At 67.9% G+C, this 18,497-nt stretch carries 15 protein-coding genes and 1 riboswitch; of the genes, 10 read left to right on the top strand and 5 right to left on the bottom strand.

The window, feature by feature from the left end:
- Positions 1–271: 271 nt before the first annotated feature.
- The 10 genes from ACW174_RS12235 (at position 272) to ACW174_RS12190 (ending at position 10,609) form a co-directional block, all read left to right on the top strand.
- Entirely contained in the window at positions 272–1,663 is a 1,392-nt protein-coding gene (locus tag ACW174_RS12235; RefSeq protein WP_492014699.1) for a serine hydrolase, read from the top strand.
- A 211-nt stretch (positions 1,664–1,874) separates the two neighbouring features.
- Entirely contained in the window at positions 1,875–2,267 is a 393-nt protein-coding gene (gene rpsF, locus ACW174_RS12230; RefSeq protein ID WP_492014698.1) for a 30S ribosomal protein S6, read from the top strand.
- A 12-nt stretch (positions 2,268–2,279) separates the two neighbouring features.
- Complete coding sequence (gene rpsR, locus ACW174_RS12225; RefSeq protein WP_492014697.1) at positions 2,280–2,555, top strand: 30S ribosomal protein S18; 276 nt, start codon at positions 2,280–2,282, stop codon at positions 2,553–2,555.
- Position 2,556: 1 nt separating this feature from the next.
- The gene (rplI, locus tag ACW174_RS12220; protein ID WP_492014696.1) at positions 2,557–3,141 is read left to right on the top strand and encodes a 50S ribosomal protein L9; all 585 of its coding nucleotides are present in this window, start codon (positions 2,557–2,559) and stop codon (positions 3,139–3,141) included.
- A 109-nt stretch (positions 3,142–3,250) separates the two neighbouring features.
- A riboswitch (SAM riboswitch) is annotated at positions 3,251–3,361 on the top strand.
- A 294-nt stretch (positions 3,362–3,655) separates the two neighbouring features.
- Positions 3,656–6,082: a TonB-dependent receptor plug domain-containing protein gene (locus ACW174_RS12215; protein ID WP_492014695.1), complete on the top strand. Its 2,427-nt coding sequence runs from the start codon at positions 3,656–3,658 to the stop codon at positions 6,080–6,082.
- 340 nt (positions 6,083–6,422) lie between these two features.
- Positions 6,423–6,965, top strand: a complete 543-nt coding sequence (locus ACW174_RS12210; protein ID WP_492014694.1) for a hypothetical protein — start codon at positions 6,423–6,425, stop codon at positions 6,963–6,965.
- A 106-nt stretch (positions 6,966–7,071) separates the two neighbouring features.
- Positions 7,072–7,446, top strand: coding sequence for a hypothetical protein (locus tag ACW174_RS12205; RefSeq protein WP_492014693.1), 375 nt, complete (start codon positions 7,072–7,074; stop codon positions 7,444–7,446).
- 116 nt (positions 7,447–7,562) lie between these two features.
- Positions 7,563–9,038, top strand: a complete 1,476-nt coding sequence (locus ACW174_RS12200; RefSeq protein ID WP_492014692.1) for a replicative DNA helicase — start codon at positions 7,563–7,565, stop codon at positions 9,036–9,038.
- Between the two features lie 84 nt (positions 9,039–9,122).
- Positions 9,123–10,223 carry a hypothetical protein gene (locus ACW174_RS12195; RefSeq protein WP_492014691.1) on the top strand — a complete coding sequence of 367 codons (1,101 nt, stop codon included), beginning with the start codon at positions 9,123–9,125 and terminating at the stop codon, positions 10,221–10,223.
- On the top strand, positions 10,220–10,609 hold the full coding sequence (locus tag ACW174_RS12190; RefSeq protein ID WP_492014690.1) for a hypothetical protein: 390 nt from the start codon (positions 10,220–10,222) through the stop codon (positions 10,607–10,609). The genes ACW174_RS12195 and ACW174_RS12190 overlap by 4 nt, the downstream gene beginning before the upstream one ends.
- Before the next feature lie 9 nt (positions 10,610–10,618).
- On the opposite strand, the gene ACW174_RS12185 is transcribed toward ACW174_RS12190, so the two are convergent.
- The 5 genes from ACW174_RS12185 to ACW174_RS12165 all read right to left on the bottom strand — a co-directional run bounded on the left by ACW174_RS12185 (position 10,619) and on the right by ACW174_RS12165 (position 18,390).
- Entirely contained in the window at positions 10,619–13,837 is a 3,219-nt protein-coding gene (locus ACW174_RS12185; protein WP_492014689.1) for a discoidin domain-containing protein, read from the bottom strand.
- A gap of 146 nt (positions 13,838–13,983) precedes the next feature.
- Positions 13,984–14,799: a carbohydrate ABC transporter permease gene (locus ACW174_RS12180; RefSeq protein WP_492014688.1), complete on the bottom strand. Its 816-nt coding sequence runs from the start codon at positions 14,797–14,799 to the stop codon at positions 13,984–13,986.
- Positions 14,796–15,704 (bottom strand): carbohydrate ABC transporter permease, encoded by a 909-nt coding sequence (locus ACW174_RS12175; RefSeq protein ID WP_492014687.1) that lies wholly within the window; start codon positions 15,702–15,704, stop codon positions 14,796–14,798. Before ACW174_RS12175 ends, ACW174_RS12180 begins: the two co-directional genes overlap by 4 nt.
- Entirely contained in the window at positions 15,701–16,975 is a 1,275-nt protein-coding gene (locus ACW174_RS12170) for a sugar ABC transporter substrate-binding protein (RefSeq protein WP_492014686.1), read from the bottom strand. The genes ACW174_RS12175 and ACW174_RS12170 overlap by 4 nt, the downstream gene beginning before the upstream one ends.
- Positions 16,972–18,390, bottom strand: a complete 1,419-nt coding sequence (locus ACW174_RS12165; RefSeq protein WP_492014685.1) for a glucoamylase family protein — start codon at positions 18,388–18,390, stop codon at positions 16,972–16,974. The genes ACW174_RS12170 and ACW174_RS12165 overlap by 4 nt, the downstream gene beginning before the upstream one ends.
- Between the last annotated feature and the right edge of the window lie 107 nt (positions 18,391–18,497).

The raw sequence follows: 18,497 nt of genomic DNA, 5'->3' as shown, positions 1-18,497 counted from the left end.
CGCCCCAAGCGAGCCCGGTGCGACAACGCTCATATGGTGCAAGTGCGAAGTAGGGTCAAGAGTTATTGTGCACTGCACAAAAGTTTCACGGACCGTCGTTCAACCTCGGGTCACGAAATCGTTGACGGCTCGTTTACCCTCATGAAACCAGCGGAGCGTCATGTTAGCCTTCACACCAGCGTCGCGCCCGGGGGGCCGTCGTCGCGCCATTGTAATGAGGGCTCGCCGCTTGCCTCTGACTGCATTGTTCCGCCGGGGATGGCTTTCGCTGATGCTGGTCGTCGCGGTCGTCCTGACCCCGACCACCACGCCGCTGGTCGCCCAGTCCTCCGATAACGCCCGCTACGCCGCCATTGTGGTCGACGCCGCCACGGGCGAGGTGCTGTTCGCCCGCCACGCCGACAGCCGTCGCTACCCCGCCTCCATCACGAAGATGATGACGCTGTATATGGCGTTCGAGGCGCTGGCCGAGGGGCGGATCAAGCCCGAGGACGTGCTGACCATCTCGCCCCACGCCGCCAGCCAGCCGCCTTCCAAGCTGGGTCTCGCCGCCGGCCAGACCATCACCCTCGACAACGCCATGAAGGCGACCGCCGTGCGCAGCGCCAACGACATGGCCGTGGCGCTGGCCGAGCATATCGGCGGCTCGGAAGCCCGCTTCACCGCCCAGATGACCCTGAAGGCGCAGGAGCTGGGCATGACCCAGACGCGCTACGTCAACGCCAACGGCCTGCCGGACGCGCGCCAGCTGACCTCGGCCCGCGACCTGGCCATCCTGGCCCGCGCCATCATGCGCGATTACCCGCAGTACTACCGGTATCTGGGCCTGCACGACTGGGCCTACAACGGCCGCGACTATCGCAACACCAACGGCCTGCTTCACGGCGGCAACGGTTATGACGGCATGAAGACCGGCTACACCAACGCCTCGGGCTACAACCTCGCGGCCTCGGCGGTGCGCGACGGACGGCGGATCATCACCATCGTGCTGGGCGGGCGTTCGACGGCCAGCCGCAACGCCCACGTCGCCGCCCTGATGGACACGGGCTTCGAGGTCGAGCGCGCCCGCGCCAACGGCCAGGTCATCCAGGTGGCCCAGACCTTCTTCGAACAGCGCGGCTTCGGGATCAGCCCGGACGCGGCGGGCCCGGTGCAGTACGCCTCGGCCGGCGCGTCGGAAGACGGCGAGGACGGCGCGCCCGTCGCCTATGTCTCCCTGCCCTCGGCCCCCGCGACGCCGACGCGCGTAACCCCGGCCCCGTCGGAGCGCGCCGCCGAACGCTCGGCGGCGCCTATCCGGCGCGCCGAGGCGCGCCCGGCCGATGTGACCACCATCCTGAACGGCGGCGTGCCGACCGCCCCTGCCCGCACCCCTCCACCCCGGACAGCGCCGCGCACGCCCGCCCGCGAACCGGCGCGCGAGCCCGCGGGCCGCTGGGCCGTGCAGGTCGGCGCCTTCCGCGATGAGGCGGTGGCCCGCAACTGGCTGACCGAGGTCAACCGCCGCTTCCGCACCCAGTTCGCCAACGCCGAACGCAATGTGCAGGACGCCTCGGGCTGGTACCGCTCGCGCTTCACCGGCATGACCGAGGCCGGCGCCCAGGCCGCCTGCACCGCCCTGGCCGAACGGCGGGTCACCTGCATGGTGGTGCGGCCGGAGTAGCAGCGGCCGCCAGGCCTTGCGTCCCAGCCTTGCTCCCAAGCCTTGCTCACAAGCCGCTTTTCCCCTATACGCGCCGCCTTTCCAGGACCTCGGTCCCGGTGCGGAGCTCCAAAGGGTTCGGGAAGTCATTCCGGCCGCCGCCTCGGGAACCATCGTGGAACGGACTTTAACCCGGTCCGCCCGCGCCGACGTCCACAAGGGAGACTACCGCATGGCTCTTTACGAGCACACGGTCATGACGCGCCAGGATATCTCGGCGCAGCAGGCCGAAGCGCTGAACGACACCATCAAGGGCTTGATCGAGGAAGCCGGCGGCTCCGTCGCCAAGATCGAGTATTGGGGTCTGCGCAACCTGACCTACCGCGTGAAGAAGAACCGCAAGGCTCACTATTCGCTGCTCGCCGTCGACGCCCCTCCGGCCGCCATGGCCGAAGTCGAGCGCCAGCTGTCGATCAACGAAGACGTGCTGCGCTGGCTGACCGTCCGCGTCGAGGAACTCGACCTGGAACTGTCGCCGCTGCTGGCCCGTCGTGAACGTGAGCGCGAACGCGAACGTGAGCGTGGTCCCCGTGACGACGCCCCCGCCGCCGAAGCGACCTTCTAAGGAACCCGGAACATGACCGATACCACCGCCCCGTCGCCGGGCGCGCCGGCCGGCTCCGGCCCGGCCCGTCGCCCCTTCTTCCGTCGCCGCAAGGTTTGCCCGTTCACGGGTCCGAACGCGCCGAAGATCGACTACAAGGACGTCAAACTCCTGCAGCGCTACATCTCCGAGCGCGGCAAGATCGTCCCGTCGCGCATCACCGCCGTTTCCCAGAAGAAGCAGCGCCTGCTGGCCCAGGCCATCAAGCGCGCGCGCTACTTGGCCCTCCTGCCCTACGTGGTGAAGTAAGATGAAGGTCGTTCTGCTGGAACGCGTCGAGAACCTCGGCGCCATCGGCGACGTCGTCACTGTAAAGGACGGCTTCGCTCGTAACTTCCTTCTGCCGCGCGACAAGGCCCGTCGGGCCACGGCCGCCAACCTGAAGGCCTTCGAACTCGACCGCGCCGCCATCGAGGCCCGCAACGAGAAGAACAAGTCCGACTCGCAAAAGGTCGCCGACAAGATCGACGGCCAGACCTACGTCATGATCCGTCAGGCCGGTGAAACCGGTCAGCTGTACGGTTCGGTCGCCGGTCGCGACGTCGTCGAGGCCGTTCAGGCCGAAGGCGGCAAGATCGAGCGTTCGCAAGTCGTGCTGAACGTGCCGATCAAGACGCTGGGCGTCCACGAAGTGCTGGTTCGCCTGCACGCCGAGGTCACGGCCACCGTCAAGATCAACATCGCCCGTTCGGCTGAAGAAGCCGAGCGTCAAGCCAAGGGCGAGGACGTGATCAAGTCGGCCTACGACGAAGACCGTGAAGCCGCCGCCGAACAGGCCGCGGACATGGTCGCCGGCGGCGCCGGCCAGCAAGACGGCCTGGGTTCGGAAGCCTGAACCCAGCCTTAGTGCTGAAAAGACACGGCGGCGTGGGGGAAACCCTGCGCCGCCGAACTTTTTTCCGATGCCCGCTTGACGCATTTATGACGCATCGCAATATCGCAACTGCTCATCGAGACCGGCTGAGGGATAGGCCCTTTGACGTCGGGGCAACCTGCGGACCTCCGTAAGGTGCCAACTCCTTCGGGACCCCTCTCCGGGTCGCGGCAGATGAGAGGCCGGTTCACAGCCGGACTCCCCCTATCTGTCACCGCAGGCGTTCCTGATCGAGCAGGAGACGACCATGCGTGCCTTCGCACCCCATGCCCTGACCGTTCTCGCCGCTGACGTTCGCGCGCCGCGCACCCTCATGCGCGGCGCGGGTCCCATGCGATGTCGCCGTTCGCTTTGATCGGCTGACCTCCCCGACCTCCGGTCGGACCTGAACTCCCACATCGCTAGCCCGGACACCCGGCGATCGCAGCCCGCGACGCCGACCGGGCGCCTGCGTCTTATCGAGAAGAGACCCGTCATGAGCCTCACCGCCAACACCGCCCGCTCCCGCCTGACCCTGTTCGCCGCGGCCTCCGCCTCCGCACTGCTGGCCGGGGCCGCGAACGCCCAGACCGCGCCCGACACGACCGAGATCGACGAGGTCGTCGTCACCGGCACCCGCGTGCCGAACCGCTCGCGCCTCGACACCCTGTCGCCCGTCGATGTGGTGACGGCGCAGGACCTGCAGACGCGCGGCACGACCGAACTGGGCGCCGCCCTGGCCGCGTCCATCCCGTCGCTGACCTTCCAGCGGCCGTCGGTCGTCGACGGCACCGACTCCATCCGCCCGGCCACCCTGCGCGGCCTGTCGCCCGATCAGACGCTGGTGCTGGTCAACGGCACGCGCCGTCATGCCTCGGCCCTGGTCAACGTCAACGGCTCGGTCGGTCGCGGCTCGGCGGCGGTGGACCTGAACACCATCCCGGCGGGGGCGCTGGATCGCGTGGAGGTGCTGCGCGACGGCGCCTCGGCCCAGTACGGGTCCGACGCCATCGCGGGCGTGGTCAACCTTCGCCTGCGACAGGCGGATCACGGTGGCGGCGCGACGCTGACCCTGGGCCAGTACTACACCACCGTGGACACCGCCCGGACCGGGGGGCGGGATGAAGAAGACGGCGGCACCGTCACCGCCTCGGCCTGGCAAGGCTTTGGCCTCGGGCAGGACGGCTATCTGACCGTCAGCGCGGAATACCTGCAGCGCGACGCGACCAACCGGGCTGACGTCGATCCCCGCGTCACGCCCAACGCCGTCACCGCCCGCTTCGGCGATCCGGAGGTGACCCAGTGGACCGTCTTCGCCAACGCCGGCCTGCCGCTGGGCAACGGCTGGGACGCCTATGGCTGGGCCGGTTATCAGGATCGCGACAGTGAAAGCGCCGCCTTCCCGCGTCTGGCCGGCAATCTGAACAACGTGCCGGCCCTCTATCCGCAGGGCTTCCTGCCCAAGATCGCCATCAATTCGCAGGATGTGTCGCTGGCGGGCGGCCTGCGCGGCGCCATCGGCGGCTGGGATGCGGATGTGAACCTGGTCTATGGCCGCAATGCGCTGGACTTCCGCACCGAGGATTCGCTCAACGCCACCTATGGCGCCGCCTCCCCGACCAGCTTCGACTCCGGCGCGCTGATCTATGACCAGTTGGTGCTGGGCGTGGACTTCACGCGCCAGTACGCGTTGGGACTGTTCGCCCCGGTCAACGTCGCCACCGGTCTGGAAGCCCGGCGCGAGACCTACGAGATCCAGGCGGGCCAGCCGGAATCCTACAATCGCGGTCCGCTGGGCGGCAACACGGCCCTGGCCGGCGGGGCGCAGGGCTTCCCCGGCTTCCAGCCGTCGAATGTGGTGGACGAGGACCGCACCGCCGTCGGCGTCTATCTGGATGTCGAGGCGCCGATCACCGAACAGCTGACCGTCGCGGGCGCCGTCCGCTTCGAGGACTATTCCGACTTCGGAACCTCGACGACCGGCAAGCTCTCGGCCCGCTATGACTTCACGCCGTCCTTCGCCCTGCGGGGTGCGGTCTCGACCGGCTTCCGCGCCCCGTCGCTGCAGCAGTCGTACTTCACCTCGACCAGTTCGGTGATCCAGAACGGTTCGGTGGTCGAGACGGGCACCTTCCCGTCCACCAGCCCGATCGCGACGGCCCTGGGCGGCCAGCCGCTGGAGGCCGAAACCTCGACCAACTACACGCTCGGCGCCGTGTTCCGGTTCGGCGATTTCGACCTGACCGTCGACGCCTACCAGATCGACATCGAGGACCAGATCGTCCTGTCCGAGCTGTTGGCCGGACGGAACTCGGCGGGCGCGATCACCAATCCGGCCATCGCCACCCTGCTGGACCCGTTCGGCATCCAGGCGTCCCGCTTCTTCCTGAACGGAGTGGAGACCAGCACAAAGGGGGTGGACGTGGTCGGGCGTTATCGCCTGAATACGGAAGAGTATGGCGATCTGAACCTGACGGTGGCGGCGAATTTCAATGACGTCTCGGTGGACCGTGTGCCGACCACCACCTCGACCCTGCCCTCGCCCCCGGCCCTGTTCGGCCGTCAGCGCATCCTGACCATCGAGGACGGCACGCCGGACACCAAGGTGTCGGGCACGGCGGACTGGAGCTATGGCCGTTGGGGCGTCACCGCCCGCACGACCTACTACGCCAGTGTGCTGCAGCCCGGTTCGACGGCCGCCGCCGACTACTCCACCGGCGACAAGATCACCGCCGACTTCGAGGGCCGGTTCCGGCCGAACGACCGGATCACCCTGGCGCTGGGTGTGGACAACGCCTTCGACGAATACCCGGACGCCGTCCCCGCCACCCTGAACAGCAACGGCGTGCTGGGCTTCCCCTACTACTCGCCGTTCGGCTTCAACGGGCGCTTCGTCTATGCGCGCATCGGCCTGAACTGGTGATCGTGCAGCCCTGAGCCCGACAAGGAGCAGTCTGCTACCAGGTGACGGCGTGGCAGGCGCGGCGGTTTCGATCGCCGAGTCTGCCACGGGCCCCAGTTGCGGCTCCTGACAATCGCATGAGTTGAATACCGCCCGCTTTGATGCACACCTTGCACGCGTCCTGAATCGGCCGTCGAGGGAGAAATCAGTGCGGCGATCTTTGCTCTGCCTCGGCGCGGCCGGCGCAAGCATCGCGGGGTGCGCGACCACGCCGCCGACTGTTTCGTCGGAGGTGGCCCTGATGCTAACCCCACGCCCCGAAGAGGGGTGCGACTTTGAGCGCCCGGATCGGGAGATCGCATTGGCGATCAATACCGACAGGACAGAGCCGATGATTCGGAATCGAGGATTCGGCCAGCCGACGACTTTGACCTACAGGGTTCGCAATGCCCAACTGATGCAGCAGCCGAAAGCTGGGGATCAGCTCTGCCTGACCGTGCTGCGCGGACCGACAATGCGCCACAAGGTCGCCGTCTATGGTTTTGATGTCCGGTTTCTCGACCCCTTTCAGGCTGAAATCACTCCCGCCTATTCCCGACTGGACCAACCGCTGTTCGGACCGCGCGGCGCGGGTGATGTGAACGTCAGCCTGGCCTTCGTCGCGGGACGCCAGACGGCGAGCGAACGGCGGCTTTCTGCAAGCGCGAGCTTTGACCTGGGTCCCGTCGCCCGGCGCGGAACCCGACGATCCGGTCAGACTGCGATCCTTGAACTGCCTGAAGCCCGCACCAGCTCCATGACACGACTGGGCGTGATCGTTCGGGAGGCGGGCGCGGGTCAGTCTTCGGTCATCCCGGCCGAACTGATGGAACAGGCACTGACTGACGGCGTCCGTGTGGATTGATCCCCCCTGCCAAAGGCTGTGCCTGACCTCTGAGCAGCGCCACCATCGACCGTTGTTTCGCCATGATATTCGCGGCAAGCTGAGCCGTTCAGAGGGGAAGCGGTCCATGCGTGCAGTCGTCGTCGCGGTTCTGGCCGCCTGTCTTTTCGCCGGTGCGGCCGTCGCCCAGTCGGGCATGACGCTGGACGCCTTCGTCACGCGGGCCAACCGGATCCCGCTGAACGCAACCGCCATGCTGCGCCCCGACGCCCACCGGCTGAAGGGCGAGGCGGAACGCGCCTTCCGGACCGTGGGGACCGAGATCGAGGCCGCCCGCGCGGCCGGTCGCGCACCCGGCGCCTGCCCGCCCGCGCAGATCAGTCTGAACGTCCGCCAGTTGCTGGCCCATCTGAACGCCATCCCGCAGGCGCGGCGGCAGCGGATGAGCGTCACCGACGGCATTCGCGACTGGATGGCCGCCCGCTACCCCTGCCCGGGCTGAGCCGTTAACTGATCCGGCTACGGAATTCGGGGTCACCCACAAGCCCGGTCAGTTATCCCAAACCCACGATACGACCGAACATGACGTGTCGGGCGGTTAAGGGCATGAGAATGACCATGAACGCCTTCGCTCCTTCCGCCTTCGATACGCCATCCGTCGCCTCCCTGCCGCACAACCTCGAGGCCGAGCAGGCGCTGCTGGGCTCGCTGATGTTCGACAACTCGGTGTTCGAGCGGCTGAATGACCGCCTGCGCGGCAGCCATTTCTACGAACCCTTCCACCAGCGTCTGTACGACGCGATCGAGGACCATATCCGTCAGGGCATGCTGGCCGAGCCGACCATCCTGATGGAGCGGTTCAAACAGGACCCGGCCTTTCAGGAGTTCGGCGGCCTGCGCTATCTGGCCGATCTGGTCGACCGCGCCCCGCCCGGCGCCAACGCCCCCGACTATGCCCGCGTCGTCTATGACCTGGCGCTGCGCCGCGACCTGATCCGCATCGGCGGGGAGATCATCAAGGAGGCGCCCAACCCGGAGACGCCGGCCGACGAACAGATCGAACAGGCCGAACAGACCCTGTATTCGCTGGCCGAAACCGGCAAGCCGTCGTCGGGCTTCGTCAGCTTCTCCCACGCCCTGAACGGGGCGGTGGACATGGCCGCGGAGGCCTATCAGCGCGAAGGCAAGCTGGCGGGTCTGGCGACCCATCTGGACGATCTGGACTCCAAGCTGGGGGGGCTGCACCCGTCCGACCTTCTGATCCTCGCGGGCCGTCCGTCGATGGGCAAGACGGCGCTGGCGACCAACATCGCCTTCAACGTGGCGCGCAACTATCGCTGGGAGCCGACGCCGGAGGGCCGCAAGACGGTCAACGGCGGCGTGGTCGCCTTCTACTCGCTGGAAATGAGCGCCGAACAGCTGGCGATGCGTATTCTGGCCGACGCCTCGGGCGTGTCGTCGGACAAGCTGCGCAAGGGCGAAATCGACGCCTCCGACTTCGGCAAGATCCGCGATTCGGCGGTCGAGATCGGCGAAAGCCCGCTGTACATCGACGCCACCGGCGGTCTGTCGATCTCCAAGCTGGCCGCCCGCGCGCGCCGTCTGAAGCGGATGGAGCACGGGCTCGACCTGATCATCGTCGACTACCTTCAGCTGATCACCACCGGCGACAACAGCCAGAAAAACCGGGTGCAGGAAGTGTCCGAGATCACCGGCGGCCTGAAGGCGCTGGCCAAGGAACTGTCGGTGCCGATCATCGCCCTGTCGCAGCTCTCGCGTCAGGTCGAACAGCGCGAGGACAAGCGGCCCCAGCTGTCCGATCTGCGGGAATCCGGCTCGATCGAGCAGGACGCCGACTGCGTGATGTTCGTGTATCGCGAAAGCTACTACCTGGGCCGCGCCGAGCCCAAGGAAGGCACCGAGGAACACCTGACCTGGCAACAGGACATGGACCGGCTGGAGCACCAGGCCGAGGTGGTCATCGGCAAGCAGCGGCACGGCCCCATCGGCATCGTGAAACTGTCCTTCGACGCCAACACCACCAAGTTCGGCAACCTGGCCCACGGCCAAGGCTACAACAACGACTACGAGTAAGTGTGACATTCTCACGGTTGACCGACGCCGGGCGTCGATCCTAGTTTCCCCGCGCTGTCCATCCGGACAACTGGGGGGGAATCCATGAGAATCATCGCCTGCGCGCTCGCCGCGCTGTCTCTGGCTGCGTGCGCCACGCAGCCGCCCGTGCCGAACGCGCGGCCGCTGAACGCCAGCCATATCGCGACCATGGGACCGACCGCGGTCACCGTGTCCGAGAACAATACGGGCATCGGCAAGGCCTGGCTGGCGCAGGACAGCTCCGCCGCGGGCGCCTCGCAAGGCATGCTGGGCGTACTGATCTCGGCCGCCTTTGACGCCATGATGAACGCCGGGCCGTCGCGCCGCGCCGGGCAGGCCGCCGACGAGATCGCCGAGGTCATGCCGGTCGATACGCTGAACACCTCGCTGGTCGAGAACCTGACCCGGCAGACCGCCATGCCCGGTGAGGGCGTGTCTCTCTCCGAAGTGCGTCTGACGCAGCGGCGCACCGCACCCCTGATCATCAACGACAATGTCGAGGTGAGCACCAACTACCTGCTGTCGGAAGACGCCACGACGCTGCAGGTGGTGTTCAACCTGAGCTACACCAATCCGGAGCTGCCCTACGTCACGCCCTACACCTTCGAGAAGGCGCCGCCGAAGAGCGAACTGAGCGGGCCGCTGTACCGCAACACCTTCACCTATTATTCGCGCCAGCTGCCGGTGCCGTTCCTGACGCCGGAGCTGCGCGAGCGGCTGATCGCCTCGATCCAGGACAGCGCCCGTGACGAGAACGGCGCCTTGCCGGCCGAGGGCACCGACGCCTTCAAGGGCATGAACCGCGAGCTGGAACAGGCCCGTGACGACAACCTGACCAAGGCCGAGATCGCGATCTTCCTGACCCGGGAGTGGAGCAAGGACAACGGCGCCCTGCTGCGCGCCGAGGTCGAGCAAGCGCATGCTTTCGTCGCCCGCTACGCCGTCATCGATCTGAACCGCACCGCGATTCCCAATCTGAACGGCGTCGATGAGGTCGTGGAGACCATGGCCGACGGCCGCACGATCCGGCGCCTCGGCTCGGGCCTCATGACCGGCGCCTATGTCTCTTCACCGTCCCAGGTCGGCAGCTTCTCGACCTATGGCAATGCGGTCGCCATCGCCCAGGTCCACCGCGCCCGGGCGGCGGCCCAGGCCGTCCGTTGAGGCGCGCGGTCAAGGCCGGCGTCGTCGCCCTTGCGGGCGTCGCCGGCCTTGCCGTGGGCGGATGTTATGGCACGCCGGGCTACGGCCCGGCGGGTCTGAACGGTAACCCTTACGGCTATACCGACGCCCCTCTGGAGGGCGGTCGCTCCATTCGCGTGACCCTTCCCAGTGCGACGAAAGACCCGCAGCTGGCCTACACCTACTGGAACCGCCGCGCCGAAGAGGTCTGTAACGGGGCCATCCTGCGCAAGCAGATCCATACCGCGCAGCGGCAGGTGTGGGACTACAACGGCATGACCGGCGTCTCCGGCGACTATGTGCTGGAAGGTTATGTCTGGTGCAACGGCCCGGTCGCGGCCGCGGCGCCGTCGCCCGCCGGGACCTGATCGAGCCGGTCAGCGCATCTCCACCCGGCGGGCGCCGGCCGGGATCTTCAGTTCTCCGTCCGCGAAGGCGGCGGCGCGGCCGTCGATCCGCACCGTCGCCGGCGGCGTCTCGCCCGCGGGCCACGGGATGACGAAGCCGCCGGGGGGCGTGACGCCGGGCTCCAGCGTCAGCACATAGCCCCGGCGATCCTGACGCAGGCTGTAGGTCAGCGGGCCCCAGGCGGTCCGCACGGCGCGGACGCCGACGCCCTCCCCCGCCAGCCAGCGGGTCGGAACACCGGCAGCCAGCACCAGGGCGTGGTCGCTGTCGCGCTCATACACCAGCAGGTCCATGGCCGAGCGGATGTAGTCCGAGCTGATCCAGGCGTGGGGCATGTCGCCGATGAAGCGGGGCTCGCGTTCGTCGCGGCCGACCACCTCGGCCCAGCCGTTCCAAGCGCGGGGACGGACATCGGCGAAGTAGAAGGCCAGCGCCCGCAGCGCCTCCTCCCGTCGTCCCAGTCGGACCATGGCCCCGACATTGCGCAGTTCGTAGGGCGTGTAGTCCTTCCACGCCTGCCGGTTCTCCTGCCGGGCGGTGAAGTTGTCCCACCATTTGTCGAAGGTGCCGTTCAGCAGGTCCTGCGGCAGCTCGTCGACCAGCCCGCCGGGCGACAGGGCGATGGTGGTGGAGGTGGCGTCGAAATCGCCCCGGTCGGCGGCGCCGGCGATCCAGTCGATGCCGTGCACCCGGGCCGTGGCGGTGATCGAGGCCATGATGTCGGCCTTGAACTGCGCCTCCGAGGCGCGGAAGCGCGCGGCGGCGTCCGTGTCGCCCAGGATCTCGGCGATGAAGACCGCGTCGCCGTAGCCGCGCAGGCCCCAGAAGTCGTCCCAGTAGCTGTAGGCCGGACGGTCGGAATAGCCCTCGTGGCTGATGGTCGGCGGCAGCAGGCCGAACAGGTGGCGCCTGTCCGCCGCCTCGAACTCCGCCGTGCGGGTCGAGGCGCGCAGCTCGTCCATGTAGCGGATGGCGCCCTGCACCTGCGGCCAGACGGCGCGAAGCAGGTCGAGGTCGTGGGTGTAACGGTAGGTCTCGGCGGCGAGGAAAACGAACTCGCCGTGGCTGTCGTTCTCGGGGACCGGATCGGCGCCCCGGCTGTCGGCGCAGCAGGGCACCTTGCCGTTGTCGAACACCATGGGCGCGAACCAGCGCAAATAGTCGGCGGACAGGTCGGCATGGCCCAGCCGGTTCAGCCCCTCGGCCATCATGGCCCCGTCGCGAATCCAGCTGCGGTTGTAGCTGCGCGTGCCCGGCTGCAGGATCGGTCCCTGGCGGGACATGAGCATATGGGCCAACGAGGACTTCATCACCGCTTCGACCGGCCCGGCCTCGGGCGGCAGGGTGACGTCGAACCGGTCGAGCTTCTCGCGCCATTCGTCCGCCAACGCCGCCTGTACGGCGTCCAGCGTGGCCTCGACCGTCGGTTCGTCGGGCAAGGGCGCGAGGTCCCCGGCCATGGCGGTCACCCAGCCGACCTGCCGGGTCTGGCCCGGCTGAAGCTCGATTTCGAAGAACAGGACGCCGCTGGTCAGGCCGTCGTCGGCTGCGGACAGGCTTTCGCTCGCCGGCCGGCGCCGCGCCGCCGTGGCGAGCAGGGCCTGAGGATCGGCGCCGGCGCTGAACCCCGAGGCGGCGACGGCGTCCGGCGACATCAGGGGGACGATACGGAGGTCGTCGTTGAGAACCAGATCCCGGCCATTCCAGGCCACCTGATCAATCTGACTGACGCCGCCAGGCGTGGTCAGGAACTGGCGGGGGCCGTTGACCTGGTAGGGGCGGGCCATCAGGGCCAACGTCAGGGTGCGCGGCGCCGCGGTGAGATTGGTCAGATAGTAGCGCCCGAACAGCCGCGACTGCCCAGGCGTCCCGTCGGCGAAGGTCTCGACCTCGAGCGAGAAGGTCTCGTTGGACCAGGTCACCTCGGGCATCGGCAGGTGAGCCGAGTCGGCCATCAGACCTTGGGTGATGTTCACATCCGCCCAGCTGACCACCCGCCCGTTGTCGACCACGAAGGGCTCGATGGTCGGGCCGCCGCGACGGAGCTCGATGGCGCCGTCCTCGCCGATCAGGCCGCTTTCCCCGCCGCCGTCGACGCCGACCAGGGTCCAGTAGGGCTGCTCGCCATGGAAACCCCGGGGGTAGAGGCCACGACGGCTCTCGCCCGCCACCGCCGTGATGAAGCTGGTGGCGGTCTCGCCGAAGGACAGGGGCTCGATCTCGAGGCTGTTCAGCGCATAGGCGTTGGCCGCCGCCTGACCCAGCCGCTGGCCCGCGCCCGCCTGACCGACGACGCCCGCCTCGTCACGGGGCGCCAACAGATCGAGGCGCAGCCAGCGGGCGGAGGCCTCGGGCGTGCGCAGCCAATCGACGCCGCCGTCGCCGTCCGTCACCGACGCCAGCTGACGCCAGTCGCGCCCGTCCGACGAGGCCATGACGCGATAGCGGGACGCCGCCATCCGGTCGGCCCAGCGCAGGGTCAGGCCGCCGAACTCCCGCTCATAGCCGAGGTCCAGGGTCAGGCTCTGCTCGCCCGTCGCGGTGGTGCGCCAGAAGGTCAGCGGGTCGTCATCGACGGCGCGGGCGGCGACATTGGCGTCGTCCTGACTGGTCGCGCTCGCCACCGGACGCGGCGCCACGCTGGGCTCGGGCGGCAGTTCGCGCAGCGCCAGTTGGTCGATCTCCAGCCAGCCCGCGCCGCCCTGCCCGGCCGTGACCACGAACTCGATGCGCGCCGCGCCGCGGAAGCTGCGATCCGCCTCCGGTCCCCAGGCCCAGAGGATCTGACGCGCCTTGATGACGTAGCGGGTCCACTCGCCCCTGGCCTCGAACCGCTGGATCTGACGCCAGTGGACGTTCTCGCCGGACGCGTCTGTGAATTTGATCTCCAGCGTGTTGGGCAGCATCTCGCCGCGCGCCCAGAAGCTGATCTCGTAGTTTTCCGGCACGCGCAGATCGATGGCGCGGGCGGCGAAGGCGTAGCCGGACCGGCCGTTGAAGTCATAGCTCAGCCGCATAGCCTTGCCGTCGTGGCCGGAGACTTCGGAGATGGTCGACGACACGTCCGTGGAGGCGTCGGCGGTCCACGGCGTCAGGGTCTCGAAGGCGTCCAGCGGGCGCGTCGTTTGAGCCTGCGCGGCGGTCGCCAGCGCGAGGGCGGCGGTGGTGGCCAGAAGGAGGGTTCGCATCGGTTCTACTCCGTCGTTCCTCCCGTTTGGGGAGGGGAACCATGCGAAGCATGGTGGAGGGGCGCCGGCCCCGGACTGCGTTGGAGCGGATAAACCCCTCCACCGCTTCGCGGTCCCCCTCCCCCAAGGGGGAGGAACGGGCCGCGTTACCCCTTCACGCTGCCCGCGAGCATGCCGCGGATGTAGTAGCGTTGCAGGGCGAGGAAGATGGCCAGCACGGGGGCGACGGTGATGACGGCGCCGGCCATCATCATCTCGGCGTCCTGCACGTGCTCACGCGACAGGGCCGCCAGCGCCACCGGGAGGGTGTAGTTGGACTGGTCCGTCAGGATGATCAGCGGCCACAGGAAGTCATTCCAGCTGCCCAGGAAGACGAACAGGCCGAGGGTGACCACGATGGGCTGCAGCGTCGGCAGGACCACCTTGCGAAATATCTGGCTTTCGCTGGCGCCGTCGATGCGGGCGGCCTCCAGCATCTCGTCGGGAATGCTGAGCGAATACTGGCGCACCAGGAAGAGGCCGAAGATCGAGGCCAGCCAGGGCACCAGCGCCCCGGCATAGGTGTTCACCAGCCCCATCGACTTCAGCATCAGGAACAGCGGCAGGGTGCCGATCTGGGCGGGCACCACCAGCGCCCCGACCAGAATCTGGAAGACCCGCTCGCGCCCCTTGAAACGGAGCTTGGCGAAGGCGTAGCCCGCCGGAACGGTGAAGCCGAGCGCCAGAATGGTCGCCAGCGTCGCAAGGGCGAAGCTGTTCCACAGGTAGCGGCCCATGCCCTGGTTGGCGAACAGGTCGCGGTAGTGCTCCAGGGTGAAATTCTTCGGCCACAGCGGTGGCGGGAAGGCCGCGGCCTCGCCGGTCGACATGAAGCTGACCGACACCATCCACACCAGCGGGAAGAGAACGGCCAGCGCGATCAGGGCGACCGCGAGATTGAGAAGGATCGAGCGGAGCTTCATTCGTACGCCCCCACCCGCTTGGCCACCGCCAGCTGCACCAGGGTGACCGCCAGGATGCAGACGAACAGGACGAAGGCGACGGCGCTGGCGGAGCCGAGGTTCCACCATTTGAAGCCCTCTTCATACATGAAGTAGAGCACGGTCACGGTGGACTGGGCCGGGCCGCCCTGGGTCATCACATAGGGCTCGGCGAACAGCTGGAAGAAGCCGGCCACGGAGATGATCGAGACCAGCAGCAGGGTCGGGGCGATGGCCGGAAGGGTGACGTGCCGGAACTGCTTCCACGGCCCGGCGCCGTCAATGCGGGCGGCCTCATACAGCTCGTCCGGGACGGTCTGGAGCACCGCCAGGAAGATCAGCATGTTGTAGCCGAAGATCTTCCACACCACGAACATCAGGATGGCCGGGATGGAGGTCGAGGGGTCGCCCAGCCAGTCCACGGGCGGGATGCCGAACGCCCCCAGCGCCCAGTTGATGACGCCGTATCGGGTGTGCAGCATGTAGTTCCACAGCACCGCCGTGGCGACGAGCGTGGTCACATAGGGGGCGAAGAACATCACCCGCCACAACGGCCGCCACTTGATGACGCGGGCGTTCAGGATGACGGCGGCGCCCAGGGAGGTGACGATGGACAGGGGCACGCCCAGAACGGCGAACAGGCCGGTGTTCTTCATCGCCCCCCAGAACAGGGGATTGGCGAACAGCCGCTCATAGTTCTGCAGGCCGACGAACCGCATGTTGCCGATGTCGGCCAGGGCATAGATGTCGAAATCGGTCAGGCTGAGCAGCAGGGCCGCGACCACCGGGATGGCGAAGAAGATGGCGATGGCCAGCAGCGCCGGGGCGACGAAGCCCCAGGCGGCGCGCTCGCGCTTGCGCAGGGATGAGGACACGGCAGCGGTCATTCCGCCCTCCCCTGCTCGATCATCCAGCGGCGTTTCTCCAGCAGGCGGTCGGCGCGGCGGTCGATCTCGGCGGCGGCGGCCCGGGGTGTGAACTCACCGCGCACCATGCGCTCGGCGACGATCTGCATCTCGGTCACGATCCGCTCCCATTCGGGCACCTTGGGCACGGCTTTCGCGCGCGCGAGCTGACCCTTGAACGCGGCGATATAGGGGTCGTTCGCCACCGTCGGCGCGGCCCAGGCGCTCTCGCGCGCGGGCAGGTTGCCGGTGACGCCATTGAAGACGGCCTGGATCCGCGGCTCGGACAGGTAGCGGACCAGTTTCCATGCCGCCTCCTGGTGCGGCGAGCTGCGATAGACGACCAGCGACGATCCGCCGGGCGCAGAGGCCCCGGGGCCGGTCGGACCGGGCACGCCGGACGTCATCCAGCGCGTGCCGGGCGCCAGACGATCCTTGAAGTCCCCGATGGTCCAGGGGCCGGAGAAATAGAAGCTGAACCAGCCGCGCTCGAACTCGGTCCAGACGTTCGAAATCTGGGCCGAGGAGGCGATCGGGGCCAGGCCCTCGTCGAACAGGCTCTTGTAGAACTCCAGCGCGGCGATGAAGAACGGGCTGGAGAAATTGCCGCGCGTGTCGCGGTCTCGCAGAAGGGGCTGGTCGCCCTGCAGGCCGAAAGTCAGCAACTGCTCGAACTCGTTCAGGGGCAGCAGGACAGCGTATTTGTCAGGCCCGACGACGCGCTTGACCGCGTGCATGGCCTGTTTCCAGCCGACCCAGTCCTGCGGCACGGCGGGATAGCCCGCCTGTTGCAGCAGGTCGGTGCGGTAGAAGATCAGGCGGGTATCGACATACCAGGGCGTGGCCATCGGCCGGTTGTTGACGCGGTTGGTGTCCAGAACCGCCGGAAATTGGTCTGTCAGCAGATCGGCGGCCTCGGGCGGCAGCGGGCTGATGGCGCCGATGGCCGTCATCTCCGACACCCAGGTATTGCCCACTTGGCTGACGTCCGGCAGCGAGGCGCCGGCGTAGGCCGTCAGCAGCTTCTGGTGGGCGGCGGTCCATGGCAGGGCCTGGACCTCGACCCTGATGCCGGGGTTCAGCCGCTCGAACTCCGGCAGGATCTGGCCGACATTGGTGGCCTCCGAGCCCATAGCCCAGAAGCGCAGGCGGGTGCGACTGTCGTTTGAGCCGCCACAGGCCGACAGGCCCGACGCCGCCGCCCCGGCCATCAGGCCGAGCGCTGTCCGTCGATCCGGCCGGAAAGGGCTCATGCGTTGTCCAGCCAACCGCCGGTGAATCCGGCCCGCTTCAGACCGCGCGTCAGATTGGCTTCGCCGCGCATGTGCTTCCAGACGATCCCGGAACGGTGGTTCTCGATCTGGATGACGATGGGCCCCTGGTCGATGCCCAGATAGTCGTCGGCGACCCAGCCGATGCCCGGCACGATATCGCCGTGCTGGAGGGGACCGTCGCGGACCGTCAGGGTCGGGTTGAAGGAGTCGAGGAAGCCGTAGCGGGTGTAGATGGCGGCGCCGTACCGCGCCTTCATCGCCTTGAGGCAGGCGATGACGTGATCAGGCGCAAACGGCAGGGAGGCCAGGGCGGCCGTCGGGGCGATGGTGCCATCGTCCCGCTCGCCCGGTCCACGCGCCGAATAGCTGAAGAACTCGCGCTCGCGGCCCTCGATGACCTGGCGGAAGTCCCCCGGGCCGTCACACGCGGTCAGGCCCCAGATATTGGCCGAATAGCCGGCCCAGCCCATCGGATTGTCGATGGCGTATTTCCGCTGGGCGTCGACGGCGCGGACGCTGTTCTGGAAATAGTCGAAGCCGGGCATTTCCGCCTGCTGCGCCCGCATCCACGGGTCATGGATGCCGCGGAAGTCGATGTACATATGGCTGAACTCGTGCCCGAACAGCGGCGCGAAATGCAGGTGTTTCGGGCCCCAGCGGTCGGTCCAGCTCTGGTCATAGACGCTGCACCACTCGTCCCAGACGCTGGACGGCACGGGATGGGTCGGGCTGCCGATGGCCAGCAGCAGCACCATCATGCCCTCGTTATAGACGTTCCAGTCGGCCGGGATGTAGCCCGTCTCCGGATGCCAGCCCATGGTGATGCGGTTGGGACGGACCATGGCCCAGTCCCATTCGATCCGCTCATAGACGGCCTGGGCCAGGCGGCGGATCTCGGCCTCGTCCGGATGGGCGCCGTCGAACCAGCGGGCGGCGAACAGCATGCCGGAGACCAAGAAGGCGGTGTCCACGGTCGACAGCTCGGTGGTGCCGAACCGGTGGCCGGTGTCCATGTCGAGGAAGTGGTAGAAGAAGCCCTTGTAGCCGCCCTTGCCGGTCGGCTCGGGCCCCTGCGGCAGGCCGTGGAAGAAGCGGATGGTGGTCAGGGTGCGCTCGCGCGCCTCCTCCCGGCTCATCCAGCCGCGCTCGACGCCCACGGGCCAGAGGGTCAGGGCGAAGCCGACGGCGGCGACGGACGAGAAGGATTTCGTGGGCCAGCGATCCGGCGTCAGGCCGTTCGACCGCTGCGTCACATGCACGAACCAGTCGAAGGTCTTGCGCTGGAGGTCCTCCACATCGGCGTCCAGACGCGGGCCGGTCGGCGTCGCCATGGCGGACGGCATTGTCGCGCAACCCGCCATAGCCAAGGCCGCGCCGGCGAATGTGGTGCCCATCAGAAATCGTCTGCGATCCATCGGGGCCATCCTCTTACTCAAATACAGTCAGGTCAAAAAACCGGCCGCCCCCGGTTTTGGGCAGGGGCGGCCGTTCAGGCTCAGGA

The sequence above is a fragment of the Brevundimonas sp. AVps31 genome (genome assembly GCF_058681355.1).
Note: the sequence above shows the minus strand (reverse complement) of the source record. Positions and strands in the feature narration are given on the sequence as shown.

Bases quoted from the DNA above. Each gene is read 5' to 3' on its own strand.
- ACW174_RS12200 (WP_492014692.1), top strand. From the start codon at position 7,563: ATGAACGCCTTCGCTCCTTCCGCCTTCGATACGCCATCCGTCGCCTCC.
- ACW174_RS12175 (WP_492014687.1), bottom strand. From the start codon at position 15,704: ATGACCGCTGCCGTGTCCTCATCCCTGCGCAAGCGCGAGCGCGCCGCC.
- ACW174_RS12235 (WP_492014699.1), top strand. From the start codon at position 272: ATGCTGGTCGTCGCGGTCGTCCTGACCCCGACCACCACGCCGCTGGTC.
- ACW174_RS12170 (WP_492014686.1), bottom strand. From the start codon at position 16,975: ATGAGCCCTTTCCGGCCGGATCGACGGACAGCGCTCGGCCTGATGGCC.
- ACW174_RS12185 (WP_492014689.1), bottom strand. From the start codon at position 13,837: ATGCGAACCCTCCTTCTGGCCACCACCGCCGCCCTCGCGCTGGCGACC.
- ACW174_RS12195 (WP_492014691.1), top strand. From the start codon at position 9,123: ATGAGAATCATCGCCTGCGCGCTCGCCGCGCTGTCTCTGGCTGCGTGC.
- ACW174_RS12180 (WP_492014688.1), bottom strand. From the start codon at position 14,799: ATGAAGCTCCGCTCGATCCTTCTCAATCTCGCGGTCGCCCTGATCGCG.
- rpsF (WP_492014698.1), top strand. From the start codon at position 1,875: ATGGCTCTTTACGAGCACACGGTCATGACGCGCCAGGATATCTCGGCG.
- rpsR (WP_492014697.1), top strand. From the start codon at position 2,280: ATGACCGATACCACCGCCCCGTCGCCGGGCGCGCCGGCCGGCTCCGGC.
- ACW174_RS12205 (WP_492014693.1), top strand. From the start codon at position 7,072: ATGCGTGCAGTCGTCGTCGCGGTTCTGGCCGCCTGTCTTTTCGCCGGT.
- ACW174_RS12165 (WP_492014685.1), bottom strand. From the start codon at position 18,390: ATGGGCACCACATTCGCCGGCGCGGCCTTGGCTATGGCGGGTTGCGCG.
- ACW174_RS12215 (WP_492014695.1), top strand. From the start codon at position 3,656: ATGAGCCTCACCGCCAACACCGCCCGCTCCCGCCTGACCCTGTTCGCC.
- rplI (WP_492014696.1), top strand. From the start codon at position 2,557: ATGAAGGTCGTTCTGCTGGAACGCGTCGAGAACCTCGGCGCCATCGGC.